Source organism: Streptomyces sp. NPDC091377 (assembly GCF_044757045.1).
In the GTDB taxonomy this organism is placed as follows: Bacteria; Actinomycetota; Actinomycetes; order Streptomycetales; family Streptomycetaceae; genus Streptomyces.
Genome location: NZ_JBIVUE010000018.1, coordinates 108,834 through 130,750 on the forward strand (window position 1 = coordinate 108,834; position 21,917 = coordinate 130,750).

Here is a 21,917-nt window from a genome sequence, read left to right on the forward strand (position 1 = left end):
CTCCGGTGTCCGTCCGTGAACTGGTGGTCCTCGGCACCGCGAGCCAGGTGCCGACCCGCCACCGCAACCACAACGGCTACCTGCTGCGCTGGGACGGCGAGGGCCTCCTCTTCGACCCCGGCGAGGGCACCCAGCGCCAGATGCTGCGCGCCGGGGTCGCCGCGCACGACCTGAACCGGATCTGCGTCACCCACTTCCACGGCGACCACTCCCTCGGCCTGTCCGGCGTCATCCAGCGCATCAACCTGGACCGGGTGCCGCACGAGATCACCGCGCACTACCCCCGTTCCGGCGCCGTCTACTTCGAACGGCTGCGGTACGCGACCGCCTACCGGGAGACCGTCGCCCTCACCGAGGTGCCGGTCGACGCCGACGGCGACCTCGCGGTGACCGCGTCGTACACCCTCCAGGCCCGGCGGCTCTCCCACCCCGTGGAGTCCTACGGCTACCGGCTGGTGGAGCCCGACGGGCGCCGGATGCTGCCGGAGCGGCTCGCCGCGCACGGCGTCAGAGGCCCGGACGTGGGCCGGATCCAGCGCGAGGGCGAGGTGCGTGGCATCCGTCTCGACCAGGTCAGCGAGGTGCGGCGGGGCCAGCGGTTCGCGTTCGTCATGGACACCCGCCTCTGCGACGGCGTCCACGCCCTCGCCGAGGGCTGCGACATGCTGGTCATCGAGTCGACCTTCCTGGACGAGGACGAACGGCTCGCCACCGACCACGGCCACCTGACCGCCGGTCAGGCCGCCCGGGTCGCCCGCGACGCCGGTGTACGCCACCTGGTGCTCACCCACTTCAGCCAGCGCTACGCCGACCCCGCGGAGTTCGAACGCCAGGCCCGCGCCGCCGGTTACGAGTCCGACCTGACCGTGGCCCACGACCTCCAACGCATCCCCGTACCGAAACGCCACTGACCTCGACCGACCGAGCCGCACCGCCCGCCGCGGGTTTGTGCTCTGGCGTGCGGCCGACGTGTGCTGGTCGGTGCCGGCGGAGGTTGTTGGCGACCGTCGCCGGTTGGGCGCTGCGTCGGCTTCGGGTCGGCTGTCGGATCCCGATCGGGTGGGCTCAGTCGGCTTCCGACCCCGCCGTGTCGTAGCCGACGCGGGTGGTGGGGACGGTTCGGGTGTCCACGGCGATCTCCAGGATCGCGACGGGTTCCGCGGGTTGGGTGAAGTCCGGGGCGGTGTCGGGGGTGTCGACCGGGCCGACGCGCAGGGCCACCGCTGTCATCGGGATCGCGACCAGCAGGAGGGCCGCCGCCACGATCAGGCCCATCGCCGGGAAGCCGACGTGGGCGGAGAGCAGGCTGCCGGTCAGGGGCCCGGCGGCCGTGCCCAGGGAGGCCGCGGAGCCCACCAGGACCACCCAGCGCCCGCGCGGGTCGAGGGCGGCGGCGAGGCCGATGACGTACGACAGGACGACCGGGTAGACGGCGTTCCAGGCGATCTCGCCGGTGGCGAAGGAGGCCAGGTCGGTGGCGGCGGCGCTGAGCGCTATGCAGCCGGCGATCAGGGCCGTGCCCGCGCCCACCGGCAGGGCGTGTCCGAGGCGGGGACCGAGGGCCCCGGCGGCGGTCACCCCGAGCAGCCCCGAGCCGAGCGCGAGGGCGAAGACGACACCGACCGTGGCCTCGTCCAGATGGGCCTGGGTGACGCCGATCCGGCCGCTGACGCCCCACAGGGAGTTCTGGGCCATCGCCCACAGCGGCATCGCGCCGGCGAGCAGCAGCCCGGCTCTCCGGCGGGGCAGCGGTTCGCGGACCGGGGCGGCGAGGGGTGGTGCGGGGGGCCGCGCACCGGAGGCGAGGCCGGCGGTGAGGGGCCAGACCGCCGCCGCGGTCAGCGCTATCGCGGCCAGCGGGAGACCGTGGCCGGGGCCCAGCCGAGGGACCGTCAGATATATGGCGCTCGCGAGCGCCGACACCGACAGCAGCCCGAGCGTCGTCGCCCGGTGCGGGGTCCGCTGGGCGGCGATCCCGGTCGCGGCGACCGCGGTGGCCGTACCGGAGCCGAAACCGCCGAGGGCCGCGCCGACGACGACGGCGGGCACCGCGGTGGTGAGCGCGGCCCCGCCGTAGCCGAGGGCGGCGAGGGCGAGGCCCGCGCGGGCGAGTCTTCGGGCGCCGATCCGGTCGACCCGGGAGGCGAACACGAACCCGGCCGACGCCGAACTCAGCAGCAGCGCGCTGCCGATGGCGCCCGCCTGGGTGGCGGTCACCGGAAGGTCGGAGTCGATCCGGCCGACGATGGTGGGGAGCAGATAGGGGGCGAGGTACCCGGCCGTGAAGAGGGCCATGAGGGGTACGGGCGCGGTGGTGGCGGAGCCACGGGTGGTGCGGGCTGGCACGGGCGTTCCCAGGGCATGCGGAAGGAGTGACGCGCACGGCGTCACGGAGGGGGGAGGGGGTGGGCGTCGGCCGTCGAGCGACAGGAACGCGCGGGCAATTTGTATCAAATGGGGGGAGGCGGACGGGAGGGCCATTATTGTGATCTACGTCATACTTTGTTTGCCCGAGCGACACACGGGTAAACGAGCGCACTTCGTGCGCCCCCCTGCCGTACCCGGCGTCCCCTCGCAGGTCACCGCCGGTTGTCAGTGGCGTGGTGCAGACTGGCGGGAACCGTACGACGTCAGGGAGCGCCCGTGAACGCCTCCAACGCCATCGCCACCTTCCAGGAGGCGCCGCCCCACTGCCAGCTCGATCCGCTGGCCGCAGTCCGCCGCCCGGACGACCCCCCGTGGGACGTCTACCTCACGGGGACGGTCTTCCTCGACATCGTCTTCACCGGCCTCGACTCCGCCCCGGTGCGCGGCACCGAGTCCTGGGCCCGCGGCATGGGATCCAGCCCCGGCGGCGTCGCCAACATGGCCACCGCGCTGGCCCGCCTCGGCCTGCACACCTCCCTCGCCGCCGCCTTCGGCGACGACCACTACGGGGAGTACTGCTGGGACGCCCTGGAGACCGGCGAGGGCATCGACCTCGCCCTCTCCCGCACGGTCCCCGGCTGGCACTCCCCGGTCACCGTCTCCATGGCCTACGACGACGAGCGCACCATGGTCTCCCACGGCCACGAACCACCCCCCGAGGAACCCGCGCCCGACTGCCCGCCCCGCGCCCGCGCCGCCGTCGCCGCGCTCACCCCCGGCCGCCCCGCGCCCTGGATCGAACAGGCCGGCCGCAAGGGCACCCGCGTCTTCGCCGACGTCGGCTGGGACGACACCGGCGCCTGGGACCTCGCGGGCCTGACCGACCTGGAGCACTGCGAGGCGTTCCTGCCGAACGCGCAGGAGGCCATGCGCTACACCGGCACCGACTGCCCCCGCAAAGCCGCCCACGCCCTGTCCCGGCACGTACCGCTCGCCGTGGTCACCCTCGGCCCCGAGGGCGCGTACGCCGTGGACGGCCGCACCGGCGAGGCCGCCGAGGTGCCCGCGATCGCCGTGGAGGCGCTGGACCCGACCGGCGCGGGCGATGTCTTCGTCGCCGGGTTCGTCACCGGCACCCTCGCCGACTGGCCGCTGGCCGACCGGCTGGCCTTCGCCGGACTGACCGCCGCGCTGTCGGTCCAGGAGTTCGGCGGCTCCCTGTCCGCGCCCGGCTGGCTGGAGATCGGGGCCTGGTGGCGCCGGGTCCAGTCGGTCCCCGGCCAGGACCCGGCGGCCCTCAGCCGCTACTCCTTCCTGGACGACCTCGTCCCCACCCTCCAGGCCAGACCCTGGCCACTGCGCCGCGCGGTCCCCACGATCGGTTTCGGCCGCTCGGCGTGAGCCGCCCCCGGGACGCCGTGAGCCCGCCCCCCCCGGGGGACGCCGTGAGCCGCCCTCCGGGGCGGGGCCGCCGGAAGCCCCGGAGAAGCCAGGGCGAAAAGCCCAGGGCGAAAAGCCCTACGGCGATGTCAGCCCCCCGTCGTACCCTTGGAAACGCGAGGCCGCCCTCAGCGACGCGGCCGTATCAAGGAGGAACAGCAGGCCATCAGCGCCGGCCCATGACTCAGACACCCACAGCTCACACCCCCGCGCAGAGGCAGGCGAGAGCAGAGTTCACCGTCCCCGCCCAGCACCCCATGGTCACCGTTCTGGGGTCCGGCGACTCCCTGCTGCGTGTGATCGAGAAGGCTTTCCCGGCGGCCGACATCCATGTCCGGGGCAATGAGATCAGCGCGGTCGGCGACCCGGCGGAAGTCGCCCTGATCCAGCGCGTTTTCGACGAGATGATGCTGGTGCTCCGCACGGGGCAGCCGATGACGGAGGACGCAGTGGAACGCTCGATCGCCATGCTCAGGGCGGGCGGGAACGGGGAGGGTGACGGGGCCGAGACCCCGGCACAGGTGCTGACGCAGAACATCCTGTCCTCCCGCGGCCGTACGATCCGCCCCAAGACCCTCAACCAGAAGCGGTACGTCGACGCGATCGACAAGCACACGATCGTCTTCGGCATCGGCCCCGCCGGTACCGGCAAGACCTATCTGGCCATGGCCAAGGCCGTCCAGGCCCTCCAGTCCAAGCAGGTCAACCGGATCATCCTGACCCGCCCCGCGGTCGAGGCCGGCGAGCGTCTGGGCTTCCTGCCCGGCACGCTCTACGAGAAGATCGACCCCTATCTGCGTCCGCTGTACGACGCACTGCACGACATGATCGACCCCGACTCCATCCCGCGGCTGATGGCCGCCGGGACGATCGAGGTCGCCCCGCTGGCGTACATGCGCGGCCGGACGCTCAACGACGCCTTCATCATCCTGGACGAGGCCCAGAACACCAGCCCCGAACAGATGAAGATGTTCCTCACCCGCCTCGGCTTCGACTCCAAGATCGTGATCACCGGTGACGTGACACAGGTCGACCTCCCCAACGGGACCAGATCCGGTCTGCGGCAGGTCCAGGAGATCCTGGAGGGCGTCGACGACGTCCACTTCTCCCGGCTGTCGTCGCACGACGTCGTACGGCACAAACTGGTGGGCCGTATTGTCGACGCCTACGAGAAGTACGACAGCCAGAACGGCACGGAGAACGGCGGGCACGACAGCCGTGGCAGGTCCGGCGCCAGGGGCTCCAAAGGGAAGTAGAAGCGCAGCAGATGTCGATCGACGTCAACAACGAGTCCGGAACCGAGATCGATGAGCGGGCGATCCTGGACATCGCCCGCTACGCGCTCGCGAGAATGCGGATCCATCCGCTCTCCGAGCTCTCGGTGATCGTCGTGGACGCCGACGCCATGGAACAGCTCCACATCCAGTGGATGGACCTGCCCGGCCCGACCGATGTCATGTCCTTCCCGATGGACGAACTGCGCCCGCCGGCCAAGGACGACGAGGAGCCCCCCCAGGGGCTCCTCGGTGACATCGTGCTCTGCCCGGAGGTCGCCGCCAAACAGGGCGCCGAGGCACCCACGCAGCACACCATGGACGAGGAACTGCATCTGCTCACCGTCCACGGGGTGCTGCATCTGCTGGGGTACGACCACGAGGAGCCGGACGAGAAGGCCGAGATGTTCGGCCTCCAGGCGGCCATCGTGGACGGCTGGCGCGCGGAGCAGGGCCTCAGCGGCCCCTCCCCGGCCCCGACCGTGTCATGAGCCTCCCCCTGATCACCGGCGCCGTCGCCCTGGTCGTCGTCGCCTGGCTCGCCGCCTGCGCCGAGGCCGGAATCGCCCGCGTCTCCAGCTTCCGCGCCGACGAGGCCGTCCGCTCCGGGCGGCGCGGCAGCGCGAAGCTGGCCCAGGTCGCCGCCGACCCCACCCGCTACCTCAACGTGGCCCTGCTGGTCCGGGTGGCCTGCGAGATGGCCGCCGCCGCCCTGGTCACCTACGCCTGCCTCCAGGAGTTCCCCGCCACCTGGGAGGCCCTCCTCATCGCCATCGGCGTCATGGTGCTCGTCTCGTACGTCGCCGTCGGTGTCTCCCCGCGCACCATCGGCCGCCAGCACCCGCTGAACACGGCCACCGCGGCGGCGTACGTCCTGCTGCCGCTCGCCCGGATCATGGGGCCGATCCCGTCCCTGCTGATCCTCATCGGCAACGCGCTCACCCCCGGCAAGGGCTTCCGGCGCGGCCCCTTCGCCTCGGAGGCGGAACTGCGCGCGCTGGTCGACCTCGCCGAGCAGGAGTCGCTGATCGAGGACGAGGAGCGCCGGATGGTGCACTCGGTCTTCGAACTGGGCGACACCCTGGTCCGGGAGGTGATGGTCCCGCGCACCGACCTCATCGTCATCGAGCGGTACAAGACCATCCGCCAGGCCCTCACCCTCGCCCTGCGCTCCGGTTTCTCCCGGATACCGGTCACCGGTGAGAGCGAGGACGACATCGTCGGGATCGTCTACCTCAAGGACCTGGCCCGCAAGACGCACATCAGCCGGGACGCGGAGTCCGAGCTGGTGGCCACGGCGATGCGGCCGGCGTTCTTCGTGCCGGACACCAAGAACGCCGGTGACCTGCTGCGCGAGATGCAGAAGGAGCGCAATCACGTCGCCGTCGTCATCGACGAGTACGGCGGCACGGCCGGGATCGTCACGATCGAGGACATCCTGGAGGAGATCGTCGGCGAGATCACCGACGAGTACGACCGTGAGCTGCCGCCCGTCGAGCCCCTCGGCGAGGGCCGGCACCGGGTCACCGCCCGGCTCGACATCGGCGACCTCGGCGAGCTGTACGGCCTTGAGTCGTACGACGACGAGGACGTGGAGACCGTCGGCGGCCTCCTCGCCAAGGCCCTCGGCCGGGTCCCCATCGCCGGGGCCAAGGCGAGGGTGGAACTCCCCGACGGCCGCTCACTGCGCCTGACGGCGGAGGCCGCGGCGGGCCGCCGCAACAAGATCGTGACCGTACTGGTCGAGCCGACGCCCACGACCGCCGCACCGCCCACCCAGAACGAATGACACCGCCCCCCACGAGCCGCCGACCGTCACGGGGCCTGCGCCGGGCGCATCACCGCGTGGTGCGCGGGGCGGACGGCCCCGTAGGACGGACGAGTCGGAGGACGGACGAGTCGGAGGATGGATGACCCCGCACCAGCTGCGTGCCTTCTGTCTGTCGTTCAACGCGGCCCGGGAGGACTTTCCGTTCGGGCCGGAGACCTCGGTCTTCCGGGTTCTCGGCAAGCTCTTCGCGCTGACCGCGCTGGACGGACGGCCGCTGACGGTCAACCTCAAGTGCGACCCCGAGGACGCCGTCCGGCTCCGTGCCGACCATCCCGGGCTGATCGTCCCCGGCTGGCACATGAACAAGCGGCACTGGAACACCGTGACCGTGGACGCCGACCTCCCGGACCGGCTGGTGCGTGAGCTGGTGGAGGACTCGTACGACCTGGTGGTGGCCGGTCTGCCGCGCGCGGAGCGGCTGCGCCTGGACCGTCCCTGACCGCGCGGACCTCCCGCGCCCGGGGCTTCGTATGCTTCGGGGCATGACCGACAGCAACGCGCTCGACGCCGAGGACCGCAAGATCGTCACCCTGGCCCGTTCCGCCCGCGCCCGCAACGGGGTGCCCGAGGGGGCCGCCGTACGGGACGAGACCGGCCGGACGTATGTCGCCGGGACGGTGACGCTGGAATCGCTGAGGCTCAGCGCGCTGCAGACCGCCGTGGCCATGGCGGTGGCCTCCGGCGCGCGGTCGCTGGAGGCGGCGGCCGTGGTGGGCGAGGGCGCGCACCCGGCCGAGGAGGACCTCGCCGCCGTACGGGATCTCGGCGGGGCGGGCACGCCGGTGTTCCTGGCGGGGCCGGACGGCGAGCTGCGGGGGTCGTTCGCGGCCGAGTAGGCGAGCCGGCCGGGCGAGCCTTCGGCGGGGCTTTATTTACCGCCGGTAACCTGGCCGGTTTTGCTCCTCGTCGCGGGTCCGCGGCTCCGGTATCAAGGAGACACCACGTTCCGACGGACCGTCAGATCCCACCCGTGAGGCGTGCCCGCACCCCCGCCCGCGACTGCGGTCCCCGAAGACGTCCTCGTACGTCTCCCGTCCATCCCCACATGGCATCTCCCCACGGGAAGGGAACCGGATTCTCATGCAGCGCACGCGGATATGCACAGGTGCGGCCCTCGCGGCAGGAGCCCTCGCGGTCACCGGCCTCGCCTACGCACCGACGGCCCTCGCCGTCACGCCCACCTCGGCCACCATCACCGCCAACTGCGGCAGCTTCGGCGGGGGCGCGGCCACCCTCACCGCGACCCAGAACGGCACCGCCGCCACCCTCACGGTCAACTCCTCCGCCATCACCGTCCCGATCGCCATCGGCGCGAACTCCATCACCTCCACCCTCACCATGGTGAAGGCGGGCGGCGGCACGGTCACCTTCACCGGCACCAGGAACCCGGCGATGAGCGCCGGTTCCCCGGTCACCGTGGGCCCGCTCAACGGCACCGTGGTCGCGGGCAACCGGCTGGAGGCGTTCGGCGGCTCGCTGAAGATGGTCGTCCTCGGCATCACCATCACCTGTACGGCGACCGGACCGCAGTCACCGGGCCCGTTCGTGTTCTGATCCCCCCGCCCGTCCTCCGATCCCTCCGGGCGCGGGCCGGAAGTCCGGTCCGCGCCCCTCACCGCCGCCGCCGTACGGCGGAGGCTTCTGGATCAGGGACAATGGGCCCCATGAGCGTTCGAACCCCGTCCTCCGAGCCGTCCGCGGCACCCCACCGCTCCGGTTTCGCCTGTTTCGTGGGCCGCCCCAACGCGGGCAAGTCCACCCTCACGAACGCTCTGGTCGGGCGGAAGGTGGCCATCACCGCGAACCAGCCCCAGACCACCCGGCACACCGTCCGCGGCATCGTGCACCGGCCCGAGGCCCAGCTGATCCTGGTGGACACCCCCGGCCTCCACAAGCCGCGCACCCTGCTCGGCGAGCGGCTCAACGACGTCGTACGGGCCACCTGGGCCGAGGTCGACGTCATCGGCTTCTGCCTGCCGGCCAACGAGAAGATCGGCCCCGGTGACCGGTTCATCGCCAAGGAGCTGGCCGGGATCCGCAGGACCCCCAAGGTCGCCGTGGTCACCAAGACCGACCTCGTGGACTCCAAGACCCTCGCCGAGCAGCTCATCGCCATCGACCAGCTCGGCAAGGAGCTGGGCTTCGAGTGGGCCGAGATCGTGCCGGTGTCGGCCGTCTCCGGCAAGCAGGTCTCCCTCCTGGCCGACCTGCTCGTCCCGCTGCTCCCCGAAGGGCCCCCGCTCTACCCGGACGGCGAGCTGACCGACGAGCCCGAGCAGGTGATGATCGCCGAGCTGATCCGCGAGGCCGCGCTGGAAGGGGTCCGCGACGAACTGCCGCACTCCATCGCCGTGGTCGTCGAGGAGATGCTCCCGCGCCCCGACCGCCCCGCCGACAAGCCGCTGCTCGACATCCACGCCAATGTCTACATCGAGCGGCCGAGCCAGAAGGGCATCATCATCGGCCCCAAGGGCAAGCGGCTGAAGGACGTCGGCATCAAGTCGCGCAAGCAGATCGAGGCGCTGCTCGGCACCCCCGTCTTCCTCGACCTGCATGTAAAGGTGGCGAAGGACTGGCAGCGCGACCCCAAGCAGCTCCGCAGGCTCGGCTTCTGACCCCGGTACGCGCCTCCGCACCCCCGTCGCCCCCCTCCGCCCCCTCCATCCTCCCCGTACGGTCCGCGTCCCCTCAGGCCGTCCGGGCCGGACCCGCTGACAGGTTCTGCGAACCCACCACCCGCAGAAGCCGCAGCTTCTCGTGCATCGGTGTGCCCGGCCGCGCCGAGTGGACGATGAGGAGCTGACGGTGCCGATGGCTCAGCATCACCTCGCACTCCAGCTCCAGCACCCCCACCACGGGATGCAGGAAGCGCTTGGTCGCCCGGTCGCGCAGAGCCACCTCGTGCTCGGCCCACAGTGAGGCGAACTCCTCGCTGGAGGCACGCAGTTCGGCCACCAGGGCGGCCGGCTCCGGATCGCCGGGGTGGGCGGCGGTGACCGCGCGCAGACTCGCCACATGGCCGCGGGCGTGGTCCGCCAGATCCTCCTCGGGGAAGAGCGCGCGGGCCGCCGGGTCCAGGAAGAAGAGCCGGGCCAGATTGCGCTCGCGCGGGGGCCGCGCCAGCACATCCCCGACCATCGCCTTGGCCAGGTCGTTCTGGGCCAGTACCCCGCCGTGGTCGTTGAGGATCTGCGCGGGCGCGTCGTCCAGCCGGTCCAGGATCATCAGCAGACCGGGACGGACGTGCGAGGACGCCGTCTCCCGGCGGCTGGGCTCCTCACCGGCCAGATGGAAGAGATGGTCGTGCTCCACCTCCGTCAGCCGCAGCGCCCGCGCCAGGGCGGTGAGGGTCTGGCGGGACGGGCGCGGGCCGCGCGACTGCTCAAGGCGCGTGTAGTAGTCCACCGACATCCCCGCCAGCGCCGCCACCTCCTCGCGCCGCAGGCCCGGCGTACGGCGCCGGGGGCCCGCGGTCAGGCCCACGGCGGCCGGGGTGATGCGGGCGCGGCCCCGGCGCAGGAAGTCCGCGAGTTCGTTTCGGTTCACCCCTCAAGAGTGCGGCACCGCCCCCGGCGTATCCAGGGACTCCCGGTCCCCCGATCGGCAGGTCTCTCCCGGCCCGCGCCCCCGGGTCCCAGGCTGGCGGTACGGCCGGGGAGATCCACCGGGGAACCCCCACCGGGGGCGCCCCGGCCCCGGGGAGAGAAGAGGGCGAATCATGCTGACGCTGATGACGGGTGTGACGGGAGAGGTCGGACGGCGGCTGCTGCCGAGGCTGCTGGCCTGGCGGGGGCCGGAGGACGAGGTGCGGATCCTGGTGCGGGACCCCGCCCGCGCCGCCGGCCTCACGGACCTCGGTGCCCAGGTCGCCGTGGGGGATCTGCTGGACGCGGACGCCCGGGGCAAGGCGGTGGCCGGGGCGGACGCGGTGGTGAATGTCGCCGCCGCCTTCCGCGGGGTGCCCGACGAGGAGGCGTGGGCGGTCAACCGGGACGCCGCCGTGGCGCTCGGCGAGGCCGCCCGGGACGCGGGCGTGGGACGGTTCGTCCAGGTCAGCACCGCGATCGTGTACGGGACCGGGCGGGGGCGTCCGCTGACCGAGCGGGACGAGAGCGTGCCCGGCGGCCAGCTGTGGGGCGCGTACGCCGAGTCCAAGCTCGACGCCGAGCGGCGCCTGCTCGCCCTGGACGGCATCCAGGTACGCGTCGGCCGGCTCCCCTTCGTCTACGGCGACGGCGACCCGCACCTCGCCCAGTCCCTGCGGTGGGCCGCGCACTGGGCGGGCACCCAGCGGCTCCAGATGGCCCACCATCTGGACGTCGCCCAGGGGATCGCCCGGCTGCTCTGGGCGCCCGGCGCCACCGGCGTCTACAACATCGCCGACGACACCCCCGTGACCGCCGTCGAACTGCACCAGCTCAACGGGGTCGAGCCCCCGGCGGACAGCCACACCCGCACCGACCCCGACCCCTGGTCCGGGATCATGTCGACGCAGCGGATCCGCCGTGAGCTGGGCTACCGGCCGTACTTCCCCAGCGTGTGGACCGCCCGCGACGCGGCGGCCCTGTAGAGACGGCCCTGTAGAGACGGCCGCGTAGAGCCACGCCCGTAGAGCCGCGCCCGGTCAGTCGCGCTGGGCCCGCAGCAGCTCCCGGAACCAGGTGTACGACGCCTTCGGCGTACGGGCCTGGGTCGAGTGGTCCACGTGCACCAGGCCGAAACGGCGGGCGTATCCCTCGGCCCACTCGAAGTTGTCGAGCAGGGTCCACACGAAGTAGCCGCGTACGTCGACGCCCGCCTCGACGGCCCGGTGCAGGGCGCGGACATGGCCGTCGAGGTAGGCGATCCGGTCCTGGTCGTCGATGCCCTCGTACGAGCAGCCGTTCTCGGTGATCAGCACCGGCGGGAGGCGGTCGCCGTAGCGGTCGCGCAGGGTCGTCAGCAGTTCGGTCAGCCCGTCGGGGAGCACCGGCCAGCCGAAGTCGGTGTGCGGGACGCCCGTGATCTCCCGTACGGAGAAGGGGAGTTCGGCGGGCATCCGGACCCCGCCGAAGTCGATCTCCGTGCCCTGTGGGGCGCCGACGCGGGTGGGGGCGTAGTAGTTGACGCCGTAGAAGTCGATCGGCTCGGAGACGGTCCTGAGGTCGGCGGACACGTCCCCGGGCATCGACTCGCCGAGCCCGGCCGGGTAGGCGCCGAGCAGTACGGGGTCGGCGAAGAGGCGGTTCAGGAGGACGTCGTAGAGGTCCGCCGCCTCCCGGTCCGCGGCGGAGCCGGACGCCGGGTGGACCGGGGTGTGGGAGTTGGTGACGCCGATGGCGCAGGGGCCGGACGCCCGCAGGGCCTGGACGGCCGCGCCGTGGGCGAGGAGCTGGTGGTGGGCGACGGGGAGGGCGTCGAAGAGGAGCCGGCGGCCGGGCGCGTGGACGCCCAGGGCGTGTCCGAGGAGAGTGTGCTCGGCGGGCTCGTTGAGGGTGATCCACCGTTTCACCCGGTCGCCGAGGCGGGCGGCGACCGTGGCGGCGTGGTCGGCGAACCGGGCCGCCGTGTCGCGCTCCAGCCAGTCCAGTCCGGCCGGCAGATCCCAGTGGAACAGGGTCGGCACGGGGTGGATGCCCGCCGCGCACACCTCGTCCACCAGCCGGTCGTAGAAGTCCAGGCCGCCGGGGGAGCCGACCCGCGGCCAGGAGATCGAGAAGCGGTAGGCGTCCACGCCGAGACCGGCGAGCAGGGCGACGTCCTCGCGGTAGCGGTGGTAGTGGTCGCAGGCCACGGCCGCGGTCGAGCCGTCCTTGATCCGGCCCGGCTCGGCGGTGAAGACGTCCCACACCGACGGCCCCCGCAGATCGGCGGCGCCCTCGATCTGCGCGGCGGAGGTGGCCACGCCCCACAGGAAGCCGTCGGGGAAGCGGGGGACGGGGCCCGCGTCGGCGGCCGGGACCGCGCCGGTCGCAGCCGCCACTGTCGCTGCCGCCGCTGCCGCTTCTGTCGTCGCTGCCGCTTCTGTCGCCGCTGTCGCCGTGCGTCGGTCGCTCGCCATGCGCGGATCATCCGTACCGGGGACGGCGGAAGTCAACGGCCGGGCACGGACGGGCCGTTACGCGCCTTCCTTCAGCACCCGGGACACCAGTGTGCGCTGGTCCTCCGTGAGCCGGGGGTCGGCGGCATGGACCGTTCTGCCGTCCACCGTGATCTCGTAGCTGAAGCCGTCCGGCACTCCCGCCGCGGGCGTGCCCCGGCCGGCGGCTACGGCCCGCTCGGCCAGGGCATGCCACTGCGCGGCATCGGGCCGCCCCGAGGTGTCCACCTCGGCGTGCCGCTCGATGCCCGCGAAACCACCCGTGCGTGTCACCTGAATCCGCATGGGGTCCTGTCTAGTACGGAACCGGCTCTCACGCAGCGACCTTGACCGTTTCCCACGCCTTCTGCACGGCCTGGAGTTCGGCGCCGTCGCCGAACCGGGCCCGCGCCGCCGCCACGGTCAGCCCGGCGAACTCCTTGAAGTCGGCGTCCTCGGCCAGTTCGCCGCCGGTGAGGACGTCGTACCAGATCCGGCCCGCGCGCTCCCAGGCGTGGCCGCCGAGGGTGGTGGCGGCGATGTAGAAGGCGTGGTTCGGGATGCCGGAGTTGATGTGCACGCCGCCGTTGTCCCGGCCGGTGCGCACATAGTCGTCCATCGTCGCCGGCTGCGGGTCCTTGCCGAGCACATCGTCGTCGTAGGCGGTGCCCGGGGCCTTCATCGAGCGCAGGGCCACACCGGTGACGCGCGGGGCGAGCAGCCCGGCGCCGATCAGCCAGTCCGCCTGGTCGGCGGTCTGACCGAGGGTGTACTGCTTGATGAGGGAGCCGAAGACATCCGAGAGCGACTCGTTGAGCGCGCCGGACTGGCTGAAGTACGCGAGGTTGGCCGTGTACTGGGTGACGCCGTGGGCGAGTTCGTGGCCGATGACGTCGATCGGGAGGGTGAAGTCGAGGAAGATCTCGCCGTCGCCGTCGCCGAACACCATCTGCTCGCCGTTCCAGAAGGCGTTGTTGTACTCCCGGTCGTAGTGGACCGTCGCGTCCAGCGGCAGTCCGTTGCCGTCGATCGAGTCCCGCCCGAACGCGGTGAGGAACAGCTCGAAGGTGGCGCCGAGGCCCGCGTACGCGCGGTTGACGGTGGCGTCCTGGCCCGGGTCCTGGCCCTCGGAGCGGACCTTCTTCCCGGGCAGGGTGGTCTTCTGCTGGGCGTCGTAGATCGTGCGGTGGGGTGCGCCGGCCTCGGCGGTGGCCGGGGTGGCGATGGAGGGGGCGCCGATGACGGTGGTCAGGCGGCGCTGGGTGCGTTCGAAGGCGTCGCGCTGGAGGGTCCGGCGGGCCGGGTCGGCGACCGCGGGCTCCGGTGCCTGGGCCAGCTGGTCCAGGACGTGCGGCGGGATGATCGTGCAGAAGATTGGCTCATGGGGCCTGGTGGTCTTCATGTGCGGCACCTTTGCAGTCCGTTGCGTGAGTGTCACTAGGCGTGATCAGGATGGGGGAAAATGTGGGTTCTGTTCGCCATCGGTGGTTGCGCTGTGTTAGGGGTGGAGGGTGGTCCGTGGCGGGTCGCGCGGTTCCCCGTGTCGCCCGCGCCCCGATGAGGGGAGTCGCGGTCCCGTATGTTGATACAGCTCCGCGTATGTCGGCCTTCCTCGGTTAGCATGCTGCGCATCATGCGTTTCGGGCTGCTTCTTCTTAGCTGCCGCGGCGAGGGCCTGTAAGCCAGGTCGACTCCCTCCCCGCGGAGCTCGGTGGTGCCGTCGGCCGGACTGTTCCGGACCTCTCAAGGAGCCCACGCATCATGGCCAATCGCCAGCAGCCCAGTTCGATGCCCGTCCACAAGTACGGCCGCTACGAGCAGGTCGACCTCGCCGACCGCAGCTGGCCCGACCGGCGGGTCACCACCGCCCCCCGCTGGCTCTCCACCGACCTGCGTGACGGCAACCAGGCCCTGATCGACCCGATGTCCCCGGTACGCAAGCGGGCGATGTTCGATCTGCTGGTCAAGATGGGCTACAAGGAGATCGAGGTCGGGTTCCCGGCCTCCGGTCAGACGGACTTCGAGTTCGTGCGCTCGATCATCGAGGACGAGTCCGCGATCCCCGAGGACGTCACCATCTCCGTACTGACCCAGGCCCGCGAGGACCTGATCGAGCGGACCGTCGAGTCCCTGAAGGGCGCCCACCGGGCCACCGTCCACCTGTACAACGCCACCGCCCCTGTCTTCCGCCGGGTCGTCTTCCGGGGCTCCCGGGACGACATCCGGCAGATCGCCGTGGACGGCACCCGGCTGGTGATGGAGTACGCCGAGAAGCTGCTGGGCCCGGAGACCGCGTTCGGCTACCAGTACTCGCCGGAGATCTTCACGGACACCGAGCTGGACTTCGCGCTGGAGGTCTGCGAGGGCGTCATGGACGTCTGGCAGCCCGGACCGGACCGCGAGATCATCCTGAACCTGCCGGCGACCGTCGAGCGCTCCACGCCGTCCACGCACGCGGACCGGTTCGAGTGGATGGGCCGGCACCTGAGCCGCCGCGCGCACGTCTGCCTCTCCGTCCACCCCCACAACGACCGGGGTACGGCCGTCGCGGCGGCCGAGCTGGCGCTGATGGCCGGCGCCGACCGGGTCGAGGGCTGTCTGTTCGGACAGGGCGAGCGCACCGGCAACGTCGACCTGGTCACCCTGGGCATGAACCTGTTCTCGCAGGGCGTCGACCCGCAGATCGACTTCTCCGACATCGACGAGATCCGTCGGACGTGGGAGTACTGCAACCAGATGGAGGTCCACCCCCGCCACCCCTACGTGGGCGACCTGGTCTACACGTCCTTCTCCGGCTCCCACCAGGACGCCATCAAGAAGGGCTTCGACGCCATGGAGGCCGACGCGGCGGCCCAGGGCAGGACGGTGGACGAGATCGAGTGGGCGGTGCCGTACCTGCCCATCGACCCCAAGGACGTCGGCCGCTCCTACGAGGCCGTGATCCGGGTGAACTCGCAGTCCGGCAAGGGCGGCCTCGCCTATGTGCTGAAGAACGAGCACAAGCTGGAGCTGCCGCGCCGGATGCAGATCGAGTTCTCGAAGATCATCCAGGCCAAGACGGACGCCGAGGGCGGCGAGGTCACACCCAAGGACATCTGGGCCGTCTTCCGGGACGAGTACCTGCCCAATCCGGACAACGCGTGGGGCCGTATCCAGGTCAGGACCGGCCAGACCACCACCGACAAGGACGGTGTCGACACCCTCACCGTGGAGGCCACCGTCGACGGCGCCGACACCGAGCTGACCGGTACCGGCAACGGACCGATCTCGGCCTTCTTCGACGCCCTCCAGTCCATCGGCGTGGACGTACGGCTGCTGGACTACCAGGAGCACACCATGAGCGAGGGCGCCTCCGCGCAGGCCGCCTCGTACATCGAGTGCGCGGTCGGCGACAAGGTGCTCTGGGGCATCGGCATCGACGCCAACACCACCCGGGCCTCCCTGAAGGCGGTCGCCTCGGCCGTCAACCGGGCGGCGCGCTGACCGCTCCGACCGGGGGTTTGAGGATCCCGTCCGCCATCACCGGCGGACGGGATCCCGTCGTTTACCGGCCATCTCACCCCCAGGTCACGGAAAGGTCTCGTCCTAGGTACTGACTCCGGCTCGCTGATGTGGCTAACATCACGCAGGCGCGGTGATGTTGCCGTGGCGTTACGGAGGTGCGACGTGCTGCCAGAACGGGGACGAGACGGTCGTGCCGCCATGCATGCGCGCATCCTCGGCACCCGCACGGCCTGGACCGCCGTCGGCGACGGGCAGTTCTTCTGCCCCGGCTGCGGCGGCGACCGCAACTACCAGCGGCTCACCGGACGCCGGCGCTTCACCCTGCTCGGGATGCCGGTGCTGCCGCGCGGCGAGACCGGGCCGACCATCGAATGCGCGGCGTGCCGACGGCACTTCGGCACGGAGGTGCTCGACCATCCCACCACCAACCGGTTCTCGGCGATGCTGCGGGACGCCGTGCACACCGTCGCCCTCGCCGTGCTCGCCGCCGGCGGGACCCGGGCGCGGACCTCGCTGTCCACCGCCGCCGGGACCGTACGGGCGGCCGGCTTCGAGGACTGCACGGAGGACCAGCTCAACGCGCTGGTCGAGGCGCTCGCCGCGGACACCGGGCGGGTGTACGGGCGGCCCTGCGGGCCCGGGCTGGCCATAGAGCTGCACGAGGCGCTCGATCCGCTGGCACCGCACCTCGCGCCGGCCGGGCGGGAGGCGATCCTGTTGCAGGGTGCGCGGATCGCCCTCGCGGACGGGCCGTACACCTCTGCCGAGCGGGAGGTTCTCGCGACGGTGGGCTCGGCGTTGACGCTTCGCTCGGATGATGTGGCTCGGGTGTTGGCTGCGGCGGGGGCGTGCTCCTGAGGGCTGTGCCGGGGGTTCCCGTGGGGTGCGGGTTTGGGTGCGGGTCGGGGGTTGGGTGCGGGTCGGTGGGGGCTTGTCGCGCAGTTCCCCGCGCCCCTGGGTGGGTGGGGGGTCCCGGTGGGGGGCGGGTGCGGGTAGTGGTCGCTTTTTTTGCGCAGTTCCCCGCGCCCCTGAAGGGGTGGGTGGGGGGTCTTGTTGGGGGTTGGGGGCGGGTCGTGGTCGCTTTTTGCGCGGTTCCTCGCGCCCCTGAGGGGGTGGGGTGTGGCCTACTCCTGGGGGAGTATTGGGGTGGGCGGGTCGCCCGGGGTAGTAGGGGGTAAGTCGGTCTTCTGCTGGATGAATCTGAGGGGTCCTCCCGGGAGTCTGGGGCGTGTTCAGACGTCCTACGTGGAGGGAGGCCCGTCGTCATGGGGGCCGTCAAGACAACGACACGGTGGCGGGCCGTGCCCTGGCTGGTGCTGGGGCTGTGGGTCGCCGTCATGGTGCTCGTCTCGCCGTTCGCCGCGAAACTCGGGGACGTGCAGCGCGACCGGGCCGTGGACTACCTGCCCAACAGCGCGGACTCGACCCAGGTCGCCAAGATCCAGGAGCGGCTGCCGGGCGGGGAGACCACCGAGATGGTCGTGGTCTACCACCGGGACGGCGGGCTGACCGGGGCCGACCAGGAGACCGCGGCCCGGCAGATCCAGCAGATCGCCGGGGAGCACACCCTCGTCGCCGAACCCGTCGGGGTGCCGTCGCGGGACGGCACCACACTGATGTACCCGGTCGCCAGCAATGAGCCGGGACTGGACGAGGACGCCCGCGACAAGCTCGTCAACGACGTGCGGTCCGTCGCGACCGGCGGCGACGGGCTCCGCGTGGAGGTCGGCGGCGAGGCCGGTCTCGCCACCGACGCCGGGGAGGTCTACAACTCGCTCGACGGGCCCCTTCTCTACACGACCGTCGCCGTGGTCGCCATCCTGCTGATCATCATCTACCGCAGCCCGTTCCTGTGGCTGGTGCCGCTCGCCGTGGCCGGTATCGCCGACTTCCTGTCGATGGGGGTCGCCTACGGGCTCAACCAGTGGTTCGGCACCTCCGTGACCGGCCAGAGCTCCGGGATCATGACCATCCTGGTGTTCGGCGCGGGCACTGACTACGCGCTGCTCCTCGTCTCCCGCTACCGCGAGGAGCTACGGCGGGTGGAGCGGCCGTACGACGCCATGGTGCGGGCGCTGCGCGGCTGCGGGCCCGCCGTGCTCGCGTCCTCCGGGACCGTCGCCGCCGGACTGCTGTGCCTGCTCGCCGCCGATCTCAACTCCAGCCGCGGCATGGGCCCGCTCGGCACGGTCGGCGTGCTGTGCGCGCTGATCGCCATGCTGACGCTGCTGCCCGCCCTGCTGGTGCTGCTCGGCCGGCGGGTGTTCTGGCCGCTGGTGCCCCGCCACGGCGTCGAACCCAAGGCCCGCAGGTCGCTCTTCGCGGCGATGGGCAGCTCCGCCGGCCGCCGGCCGCTCACCGTCCTCGCGAGCGGCGCCGTCCTGCTCGGCGCGCTGGCGCTGGGCACCCTGAACCTGCCCGGCGACCTCAAGCAGGAGGACTCCTTCACCGACAAGCCCGACGCGGTCGCCGCCCTGCAGACCCTCGGCGCCGCCTTCCCCGAGCAGGGCACCCGCCCCATCACCGTCATCACCCCCACCGACGGGGCCGACGCGGCCCTGGCCGAGGTACGCGGGACCGACGGGGTGGAGAACGCCGAGCGGGGCCGCAGCGGCGACGGCTGGACCGAACTCACCGTGCTGGCCGCGGCGCCGCCCCAGTCCGACGGCGAGACCCGCACCATCGAGGACCTGCGCGACCGCCTCGACGGCTCCTACGTCGGCGGGCCCAGCGCCGAGCAGATCGACCTCAAGGACACCAACGCCCGGGACCAGACGGTCGTCGTGCCGCTCGTGCTGATCTCCGTCCTGCTGATCCTGGTGGCGCTGCTGCGCAGCCTGGTCGCGCCGCTGCTGCTGGTCGCCGCCGTGGTCGCGGTGTGGGGGGCCTCGCTCGGCATCGGCGGACTGGTCTTCGGACCGCTGTTCGGCTTCGACGGCACGGATCCGGGGCTCGGACTGCTCTCCTTCGTCTTCCTCGTCGCACTCGGCGTGGACTACGGCATCTTCCTGATGCACCGGATGCGCCAGGAGTCGTTGAACGGCGCCGAACCCGAGGCCGCGGCCCTGATCGCGCTGCGCACCACCGGCGGGGTCATCGCGTCGGCCGGGCTGGTGCTCGCGGCGACCTTCGCGGTGCTCACCAGCATGCCGATGGTGCAACTCGTCGAACTCGGCTTCGTCATCGCGGTCGGGGTGCTGCTGGACACCTTCCTGGTGCGGACGTACCTGGTGACCAGCGCGAGCGTGGCCCTGCGCCGCGCGGTGTGGTGGCCGGGACCGCTCTCCCGCGCCCCCGAGGCCGCCCCGCCGACCGAGGAGGAGCCGGAGCCGGTGGCAGCCGCCACCCGCTGAACCACCCGGCACCCCCTCCCTGCCGGAGGGGGTGCCCCCTATCGGAGGATGAGCCCGTGCAGCCCACCACTCCAGCGGCCCGGCCCCGTGTCGGCGAGCGGGTCATGGCCGCGATCAACCGCGACCCCCTCGCCGCCCCGCACGCCCTGCGCAACGACGCCCTGCTCGCCGCCGGGACGGCCCTGCTGGCCTGCCTCCTCGCCCTCGTCAGCGACAACGGGCAACGGCCCGACGCCCTGGGCTGGACGCTGCTGCTGGCCGGACATGTGCCGGTGGTGTGGCGACGGCGGCGCCCGATCCTCGTCCTGCTCGTGGTCCTGGTCTGCATCACCCCGTACCACGCGGCCGACAACAGCCACATGGCGGCGGTCCCGCTGACCGTCGTCGTCCTGTACTCGGTCGCCACCACCGGCACCGTGCGGCGCACCCTGATCACCGGCACCACCGTCCTCGGCTTCGCGCTGATCCTCAACGCCCTCACCAACCCCGACGGGCTGCGGGAACTGGCGCGGATCTCCGGCTGGGTCATCGCCGTGCTGTTCGGCGGCATCGACGTGCGCTACTACCGCCAGTACTTCGCCGCGGTCGTCGAACGCGCCGAGCGCGCCGAACGCACCCGCGAGGAGGAGGCCCGCCGCCGGGTCGCTGAGGAACGGCTGCGTATCGCGCGCGACCTGCACGACCTGCTCGCCCACAGCATCACCCTGATCGGGGTGCAGACCTCCGTCGCCGCGCACGTCCTGAACGCCGACCCCGACCGGCTGGACCGGGCCGCCGTCGCCGCCGCCCTGGACGACATCGCCGAGACCTGCCGGTCCGCGCGCGGCGAACTGCGCACCACCCTGGAGGTGCTGCGCGCCCAGGACACCACCGAGCCGCGCGGCCCGCTGCCCGACCTGCGGGGCCTCGGGGACCTCGCGGACAGCGCGCGGCTGGCCGGGGCCGAGGTCGACCTGGCGGTCACCGCCGACGGGGTGCCGCCCGCCGTGGGCGCCGCCACCTACCGGATCGTGCAGGAGGCGCTCACCAACGCGGTCCGGCACGGCGGGCGCGACGGCCTCGCCGTGCGGATACGGGTCCACGGCGACGCCGGAGTGCTGCGGATCGCCGTCACCGACGACGGCGCGGGCAGCGGCACCGGGACCCCCGGCCACGGACTGGTCGGCATGCGGGAGCGGGCCCGCAGTGTGGGCGGTGCCCTGGAGGCCGGGCCGCTGCCCGGCGGGGGCTTCGGGGTGAGCGCCGTACTGCCGCTGGCCGCCGGTGAGCGGGACACCGTAGAGAGGACCGGGCAACCCCGGCGGGCCGAGAAGGCCGACCGGGCCGAGAAAGCCGACCGGGCCGAGCGGGAGGGGGCGCGATGACCGCGATCCGGGTGCTGCTCGCCGACGACCAGACCCTCGTACGGTCGGCGTTCGCGATGCTGGTGGAGTCCGCCCGGGACATGGAGGTGGTCGGACAGGCCGGCACCGGCCGCGAGGCGGTCGAACAGGCCCGCAGCGCCCGCGCCGACCTGGTCGTGATGGACATCCACATGCCCGACCTGGACGGGATCGAGGCCACCCGGCTGATCGCCGCGGACGACGACCTCGCCGGGGTGAAGGTGCTGGTGCTCACCACGTACGACACGGACGAGAACATCCTCGCCGCGCTGCGCGCCGGGGCGGCCGGGTTCCTCGTCAAGGACACCCGTCCCGCCGAACTCCTCGACGCCATCCGCACGGTCGCCGCCGGGGACGCGCTGCTGTCGCCCGGCCCGACCGCCCGCCTCATCGAACGCGTCCTGCGCACCCCCGACGTGCCCACGACGGGTGGCCCCGGGTGTCTGTCCGACCGTGAGCGCGAGGTCCTCACCCTGGTCGCCCGCGGCCTCAACAACACCGAGATCGGCGAGACCCTCGGGCTGAGCCCGCTCACCGCGAAGACCCACGTCAGCCGGATCATGGGCAAGCTCGCGGCCCGTGACCGGGCCCAACTGGTGATCGTGGCGTACGAGTCGGGGCTGGTACGGCCGGGGGACGGGTGAGGGCTCCCCCCGGCGGGGACGAATACGTGTTTGCGTTCGGGAGGGGCGTCCACGGGCCGGGTCC

The 21,917-nt window shown here is 72.3% G+C and carries 20 protein-coding genes; 15 read left to right on the plus strand and 5 right to left on the minus strand.

What is annotated here, in order from left to right:
- Window positions 1–5: 5 nt before the first annotated feature.
- Window positions 6–911, plus strand: a complete 906-nt coding sequence (locus tag ACIQNG_RS31080) for a ribonuclease Z (protein ID WP_401430396.1) — start codon at window positions 6–8, stop codon at window positions 909–911.
- Window positions 912–1,065: 154 nt separating this feature from the next.
- Here the strand turns inward: ACIQNG_RS31080 and ACIQNG_RS31085 are convergent, their stop codons facing one another.
- Window positions 1,066–2,295 (minus strand): MFS transporter, encoded by a 1,230-nt coding sequence (locus tag ACIQNG_RS31085; protein ID WP_401489670.1) that lies wholly within the window; start codon window positions 2,293–2,295, stop codon window positions 1,066–1,068.
- 348 nt (window positions 2,296–2,643) lie between these two features.
- Between ACIQNG_RS31085 and ACIQNG_RS31090 the strand changes: the two genes are divergently transcribed.
- From ACIQNG_RS31090 to era, 8 genes are all read left to right on the plus strand, one after another.
- Window positions 2,644–3,768: a carbohydrate kinase family protein gene (locus ACIQNG_RS31090; RefSeq protein WP_401489599.1), complete on the plus strand. Its 1,125-nt coding sequence runs from the start codon at window positions 2,644–2,646 to the stop codon at window positions 3,766–3,768.
- A gap of 218 nt (window positions 3,769–3,986) precedes the next feature.
- Window positions 3,987–5,063 (plus strand): PhoH family protein, encoded by a 1,077-nt coding sequence (locus tag ACIQNG_RS31095; protein WP_401430392.1) that lies wholly within the window; start codon window positions 3,987–3,989, stop codon window positions 5,061–5,063.
- An 11-nt stretch (window positions 5,064–5,074) separates the two neighbouring features.
- Window positions 5,075–5,572, plus strand: coding sequence for an rRNA maturation RNase YbeY (gene ybeY, locus ACIQNG_RS31100; RefSeq protein WP_401430390.1), 498 nt, complete (start codon window positions 5,075–5,077; stop codon window positions 5,570–5,572).
- Complete coding sequence (locus ACIQNG_RS31105) at window positions 5,569–6,870, plus strand: hemolysin family protein (RefSeq protein WP_401430388.1); 1,302 nt, start codon at window positions 5,569–5,571, stop codon at window positions 6,868–6,870. The genes ybeY and ACIQNG_RS31105 overlap by 4 nt, the downstream gene beginning before the upstream one ends.
- Window positions 6,871–6,991: 121 nt before the next feature.
- Window positions 6,992–7,351 carry an MmcQ/YjbR family DNA-binding protein gene (locus ACIQNG_RS31110; protein WP_401430386.1) on the plus strand — a complete coding sequence of 120 codons (360 nt, stop codon included), beginning with the start codon at window positions 6,992–6,994 and terminating at the stop codon, window positions 7,349–7,351.
- Window positions 7,352–7,394: 43 nt separating this feature from the next.
- Entirely contained in the window at window positions 7,395–7,748 is a 354-nt protein-coding gene (locus ACIQNG_RS31115) for a cytidine deaminase (RefSeq protein WP_401489602.1), read from the plus strand.
- A gap of 244 nt (window positions 7,749–7,992) precedes the next feature.
- Window positions 7,993–8,466: a hypothetical protein gene (locus tag ACIQNG_RS31120; protein WP_401489604.1), complete on the plus strand. Its 474-nt coding sequence runs from the start codon at window positions 7,993–7,995 to the stop codon at window positions 8,464–8,466.
- Between the two features lie 101 nt (window positions 8,467–8,567).
- Entirely contained in the window at window positions 8,568–9,527 is a 960-nt protein-coding gene (era, locus tag ACIQNG_RS31125) for a GTPase Era (protein ID WP_401430380.1), read from the plus strand.
- 73 nt (window positions 9,528–9,600) lie between these two features.
- On the opposite strand, the gene ACIQNG_RS31130 is transcribed toward era, so the two are convergent.
- Window positions 9,601–10,458 (minus strand): helix-turn-helix transcriptional regulator, encoded by an 858-nt coding sequence (locus ACIQNG_RS31130; protein WP_401489606.1) that lies wholly within the window; start codon window positions 10,456–10,458, stop codon window positions 9,601–9,603.
- Window positions 10,459–10,630: 172 nt separating this feature from the next.
- Here ACIQNG_RS31130 and ACIQNG_RS31135 point away from each other — a divergent pair, with 172 nt between their 5' ends.
- Entirely contained in the window at window positions 10,631–11,482 is an 852-nt protein-coding gene (locus tag ACIQNG_RS31135; RefSeq protein WP_401430376.1) for an NAD-dependent epimerase/dehydratase family protein, read from the plus strand.
- Between the two features lie 54 nt (window positions 11,483–11,536).
- Here ACIQNG_RS31135 and ACIQNG_RS31140 read toward each other — a convergent pair whose 3' ends face one another.
- The 3 genes from ACIQNG_RS31140 to ACIQNG_RS31150 are packed head-to-tail and all read right to left on the minus strand — an operon-like array spanning window position 11,537 to window position 14,372.
- A complete protein-coding gene (locus tag ACIQNG_RS31140) occupies window positions 11,537–12,952 on the minus strand; it encodes a GH1 family beta-glucosidase (protein WP_401489608.1) in 1,416 nt (471 codons plus the stop codon).
- A 57-nt stretch (window positions 12,953–13,009) separates the two neighbouring features.
- A complete protein-coding gene (locus tag ACIQNG_RS31145) occupies window positions 13,010–13,276 on the minus strand; it encodes a protealysin inhibitor emfourin (RefSeq protein WP_401489610.1) in 267 nt (88 codons plus the stop codon).
- A gap of 28 nt (window positions 13,277–13,304) precedes the next feature.
- A complete protein-coding gene (locus ACIQNG_RS31150; RefSeq protein ID WP_401430370.1) occupies window positions 13,305–14,372 on the minus strand; it encodes a M4 family metallopeptidase in 1,068 nt (355 codons plus the stop codon).
- 359 nt (window positions 14,373–14,731) lie between these two features.
- Here ACIQNG_RS31150 and leuA point away from each other — a divergent pair, with 359 nt between their 5' ends.
- The 5 genes from leuA to ACIQNG_RS31175 all read left to right on the plus strand — a co-directional run bounded on the left by leuA (window position 14,732) and on the right by ACIQNG_RS31175 (window position 21,853).
- Window positions 14,732–16,453 (plus strand): 2-isopropylmalate synthase, encoded by a 1,722-nt coding sequence (leuA, locus tag ACIQNG_RS31155; RefSeq protein WP_401430368.1) that lies wholly within the window; start codon window positions 14,732–14,734, stop codon window positions 16,451–16,453.
- A gap of 183 nt (window positions 16,454–16,636) precedes the next feature.
- Window positions 16,637–17,332: a TerB family tellurite resistance protein gene (locus ACIQNG_RS31160; RefSeq protein WP_401430366.1), complete on the plus strand. Its 696-nt coding sequence runs from the start codon at window positions 16,637–16,639 to the stop codon at window positions 17,330–17,332.
- Window positions 17,333–17,739: 407 nt separating this feature from the next.
- Window positions 17,740–19,827 (plus strand): MMPL family transporter, encoded by a 2,088-nt coding sequence (locus tag ACIQNG_RS31165; protein WP_401489613.1) that lies wholly within the window; start codon window positions 17,740–17,742, stop codon window positions 19,825–19,827.
- A 56-nt stretch (window positions 19,828–19,883) separates the two neighbouring features.
- Window positions 19,884–21,191, plus strand: coding sequence for a sensor histidine kinase (locus tag ACIQNG_RS31170; protein WP_401489615.1), 1,308 nt, complete (start codon window positions 19,884–19,886; stop codon window positions 21,189–21,191).
- Window positions 21,188–21,853, plus strand: coding sequence for a response regulator (locus ACIQNG_RS31175; protein WP_401430360.1), 666 nt, complete (start codon window positions 21,188–21,190; stop codon window positions 21,851–21,853). The genes ACIQNG_RS31170 and ACIQNG_RS31175 overlap by 4 nt, the downstream gene beginning before the upstream one ends.
- Window positions 21,854–21,917 lie beyond the last annotated feature (64 nt).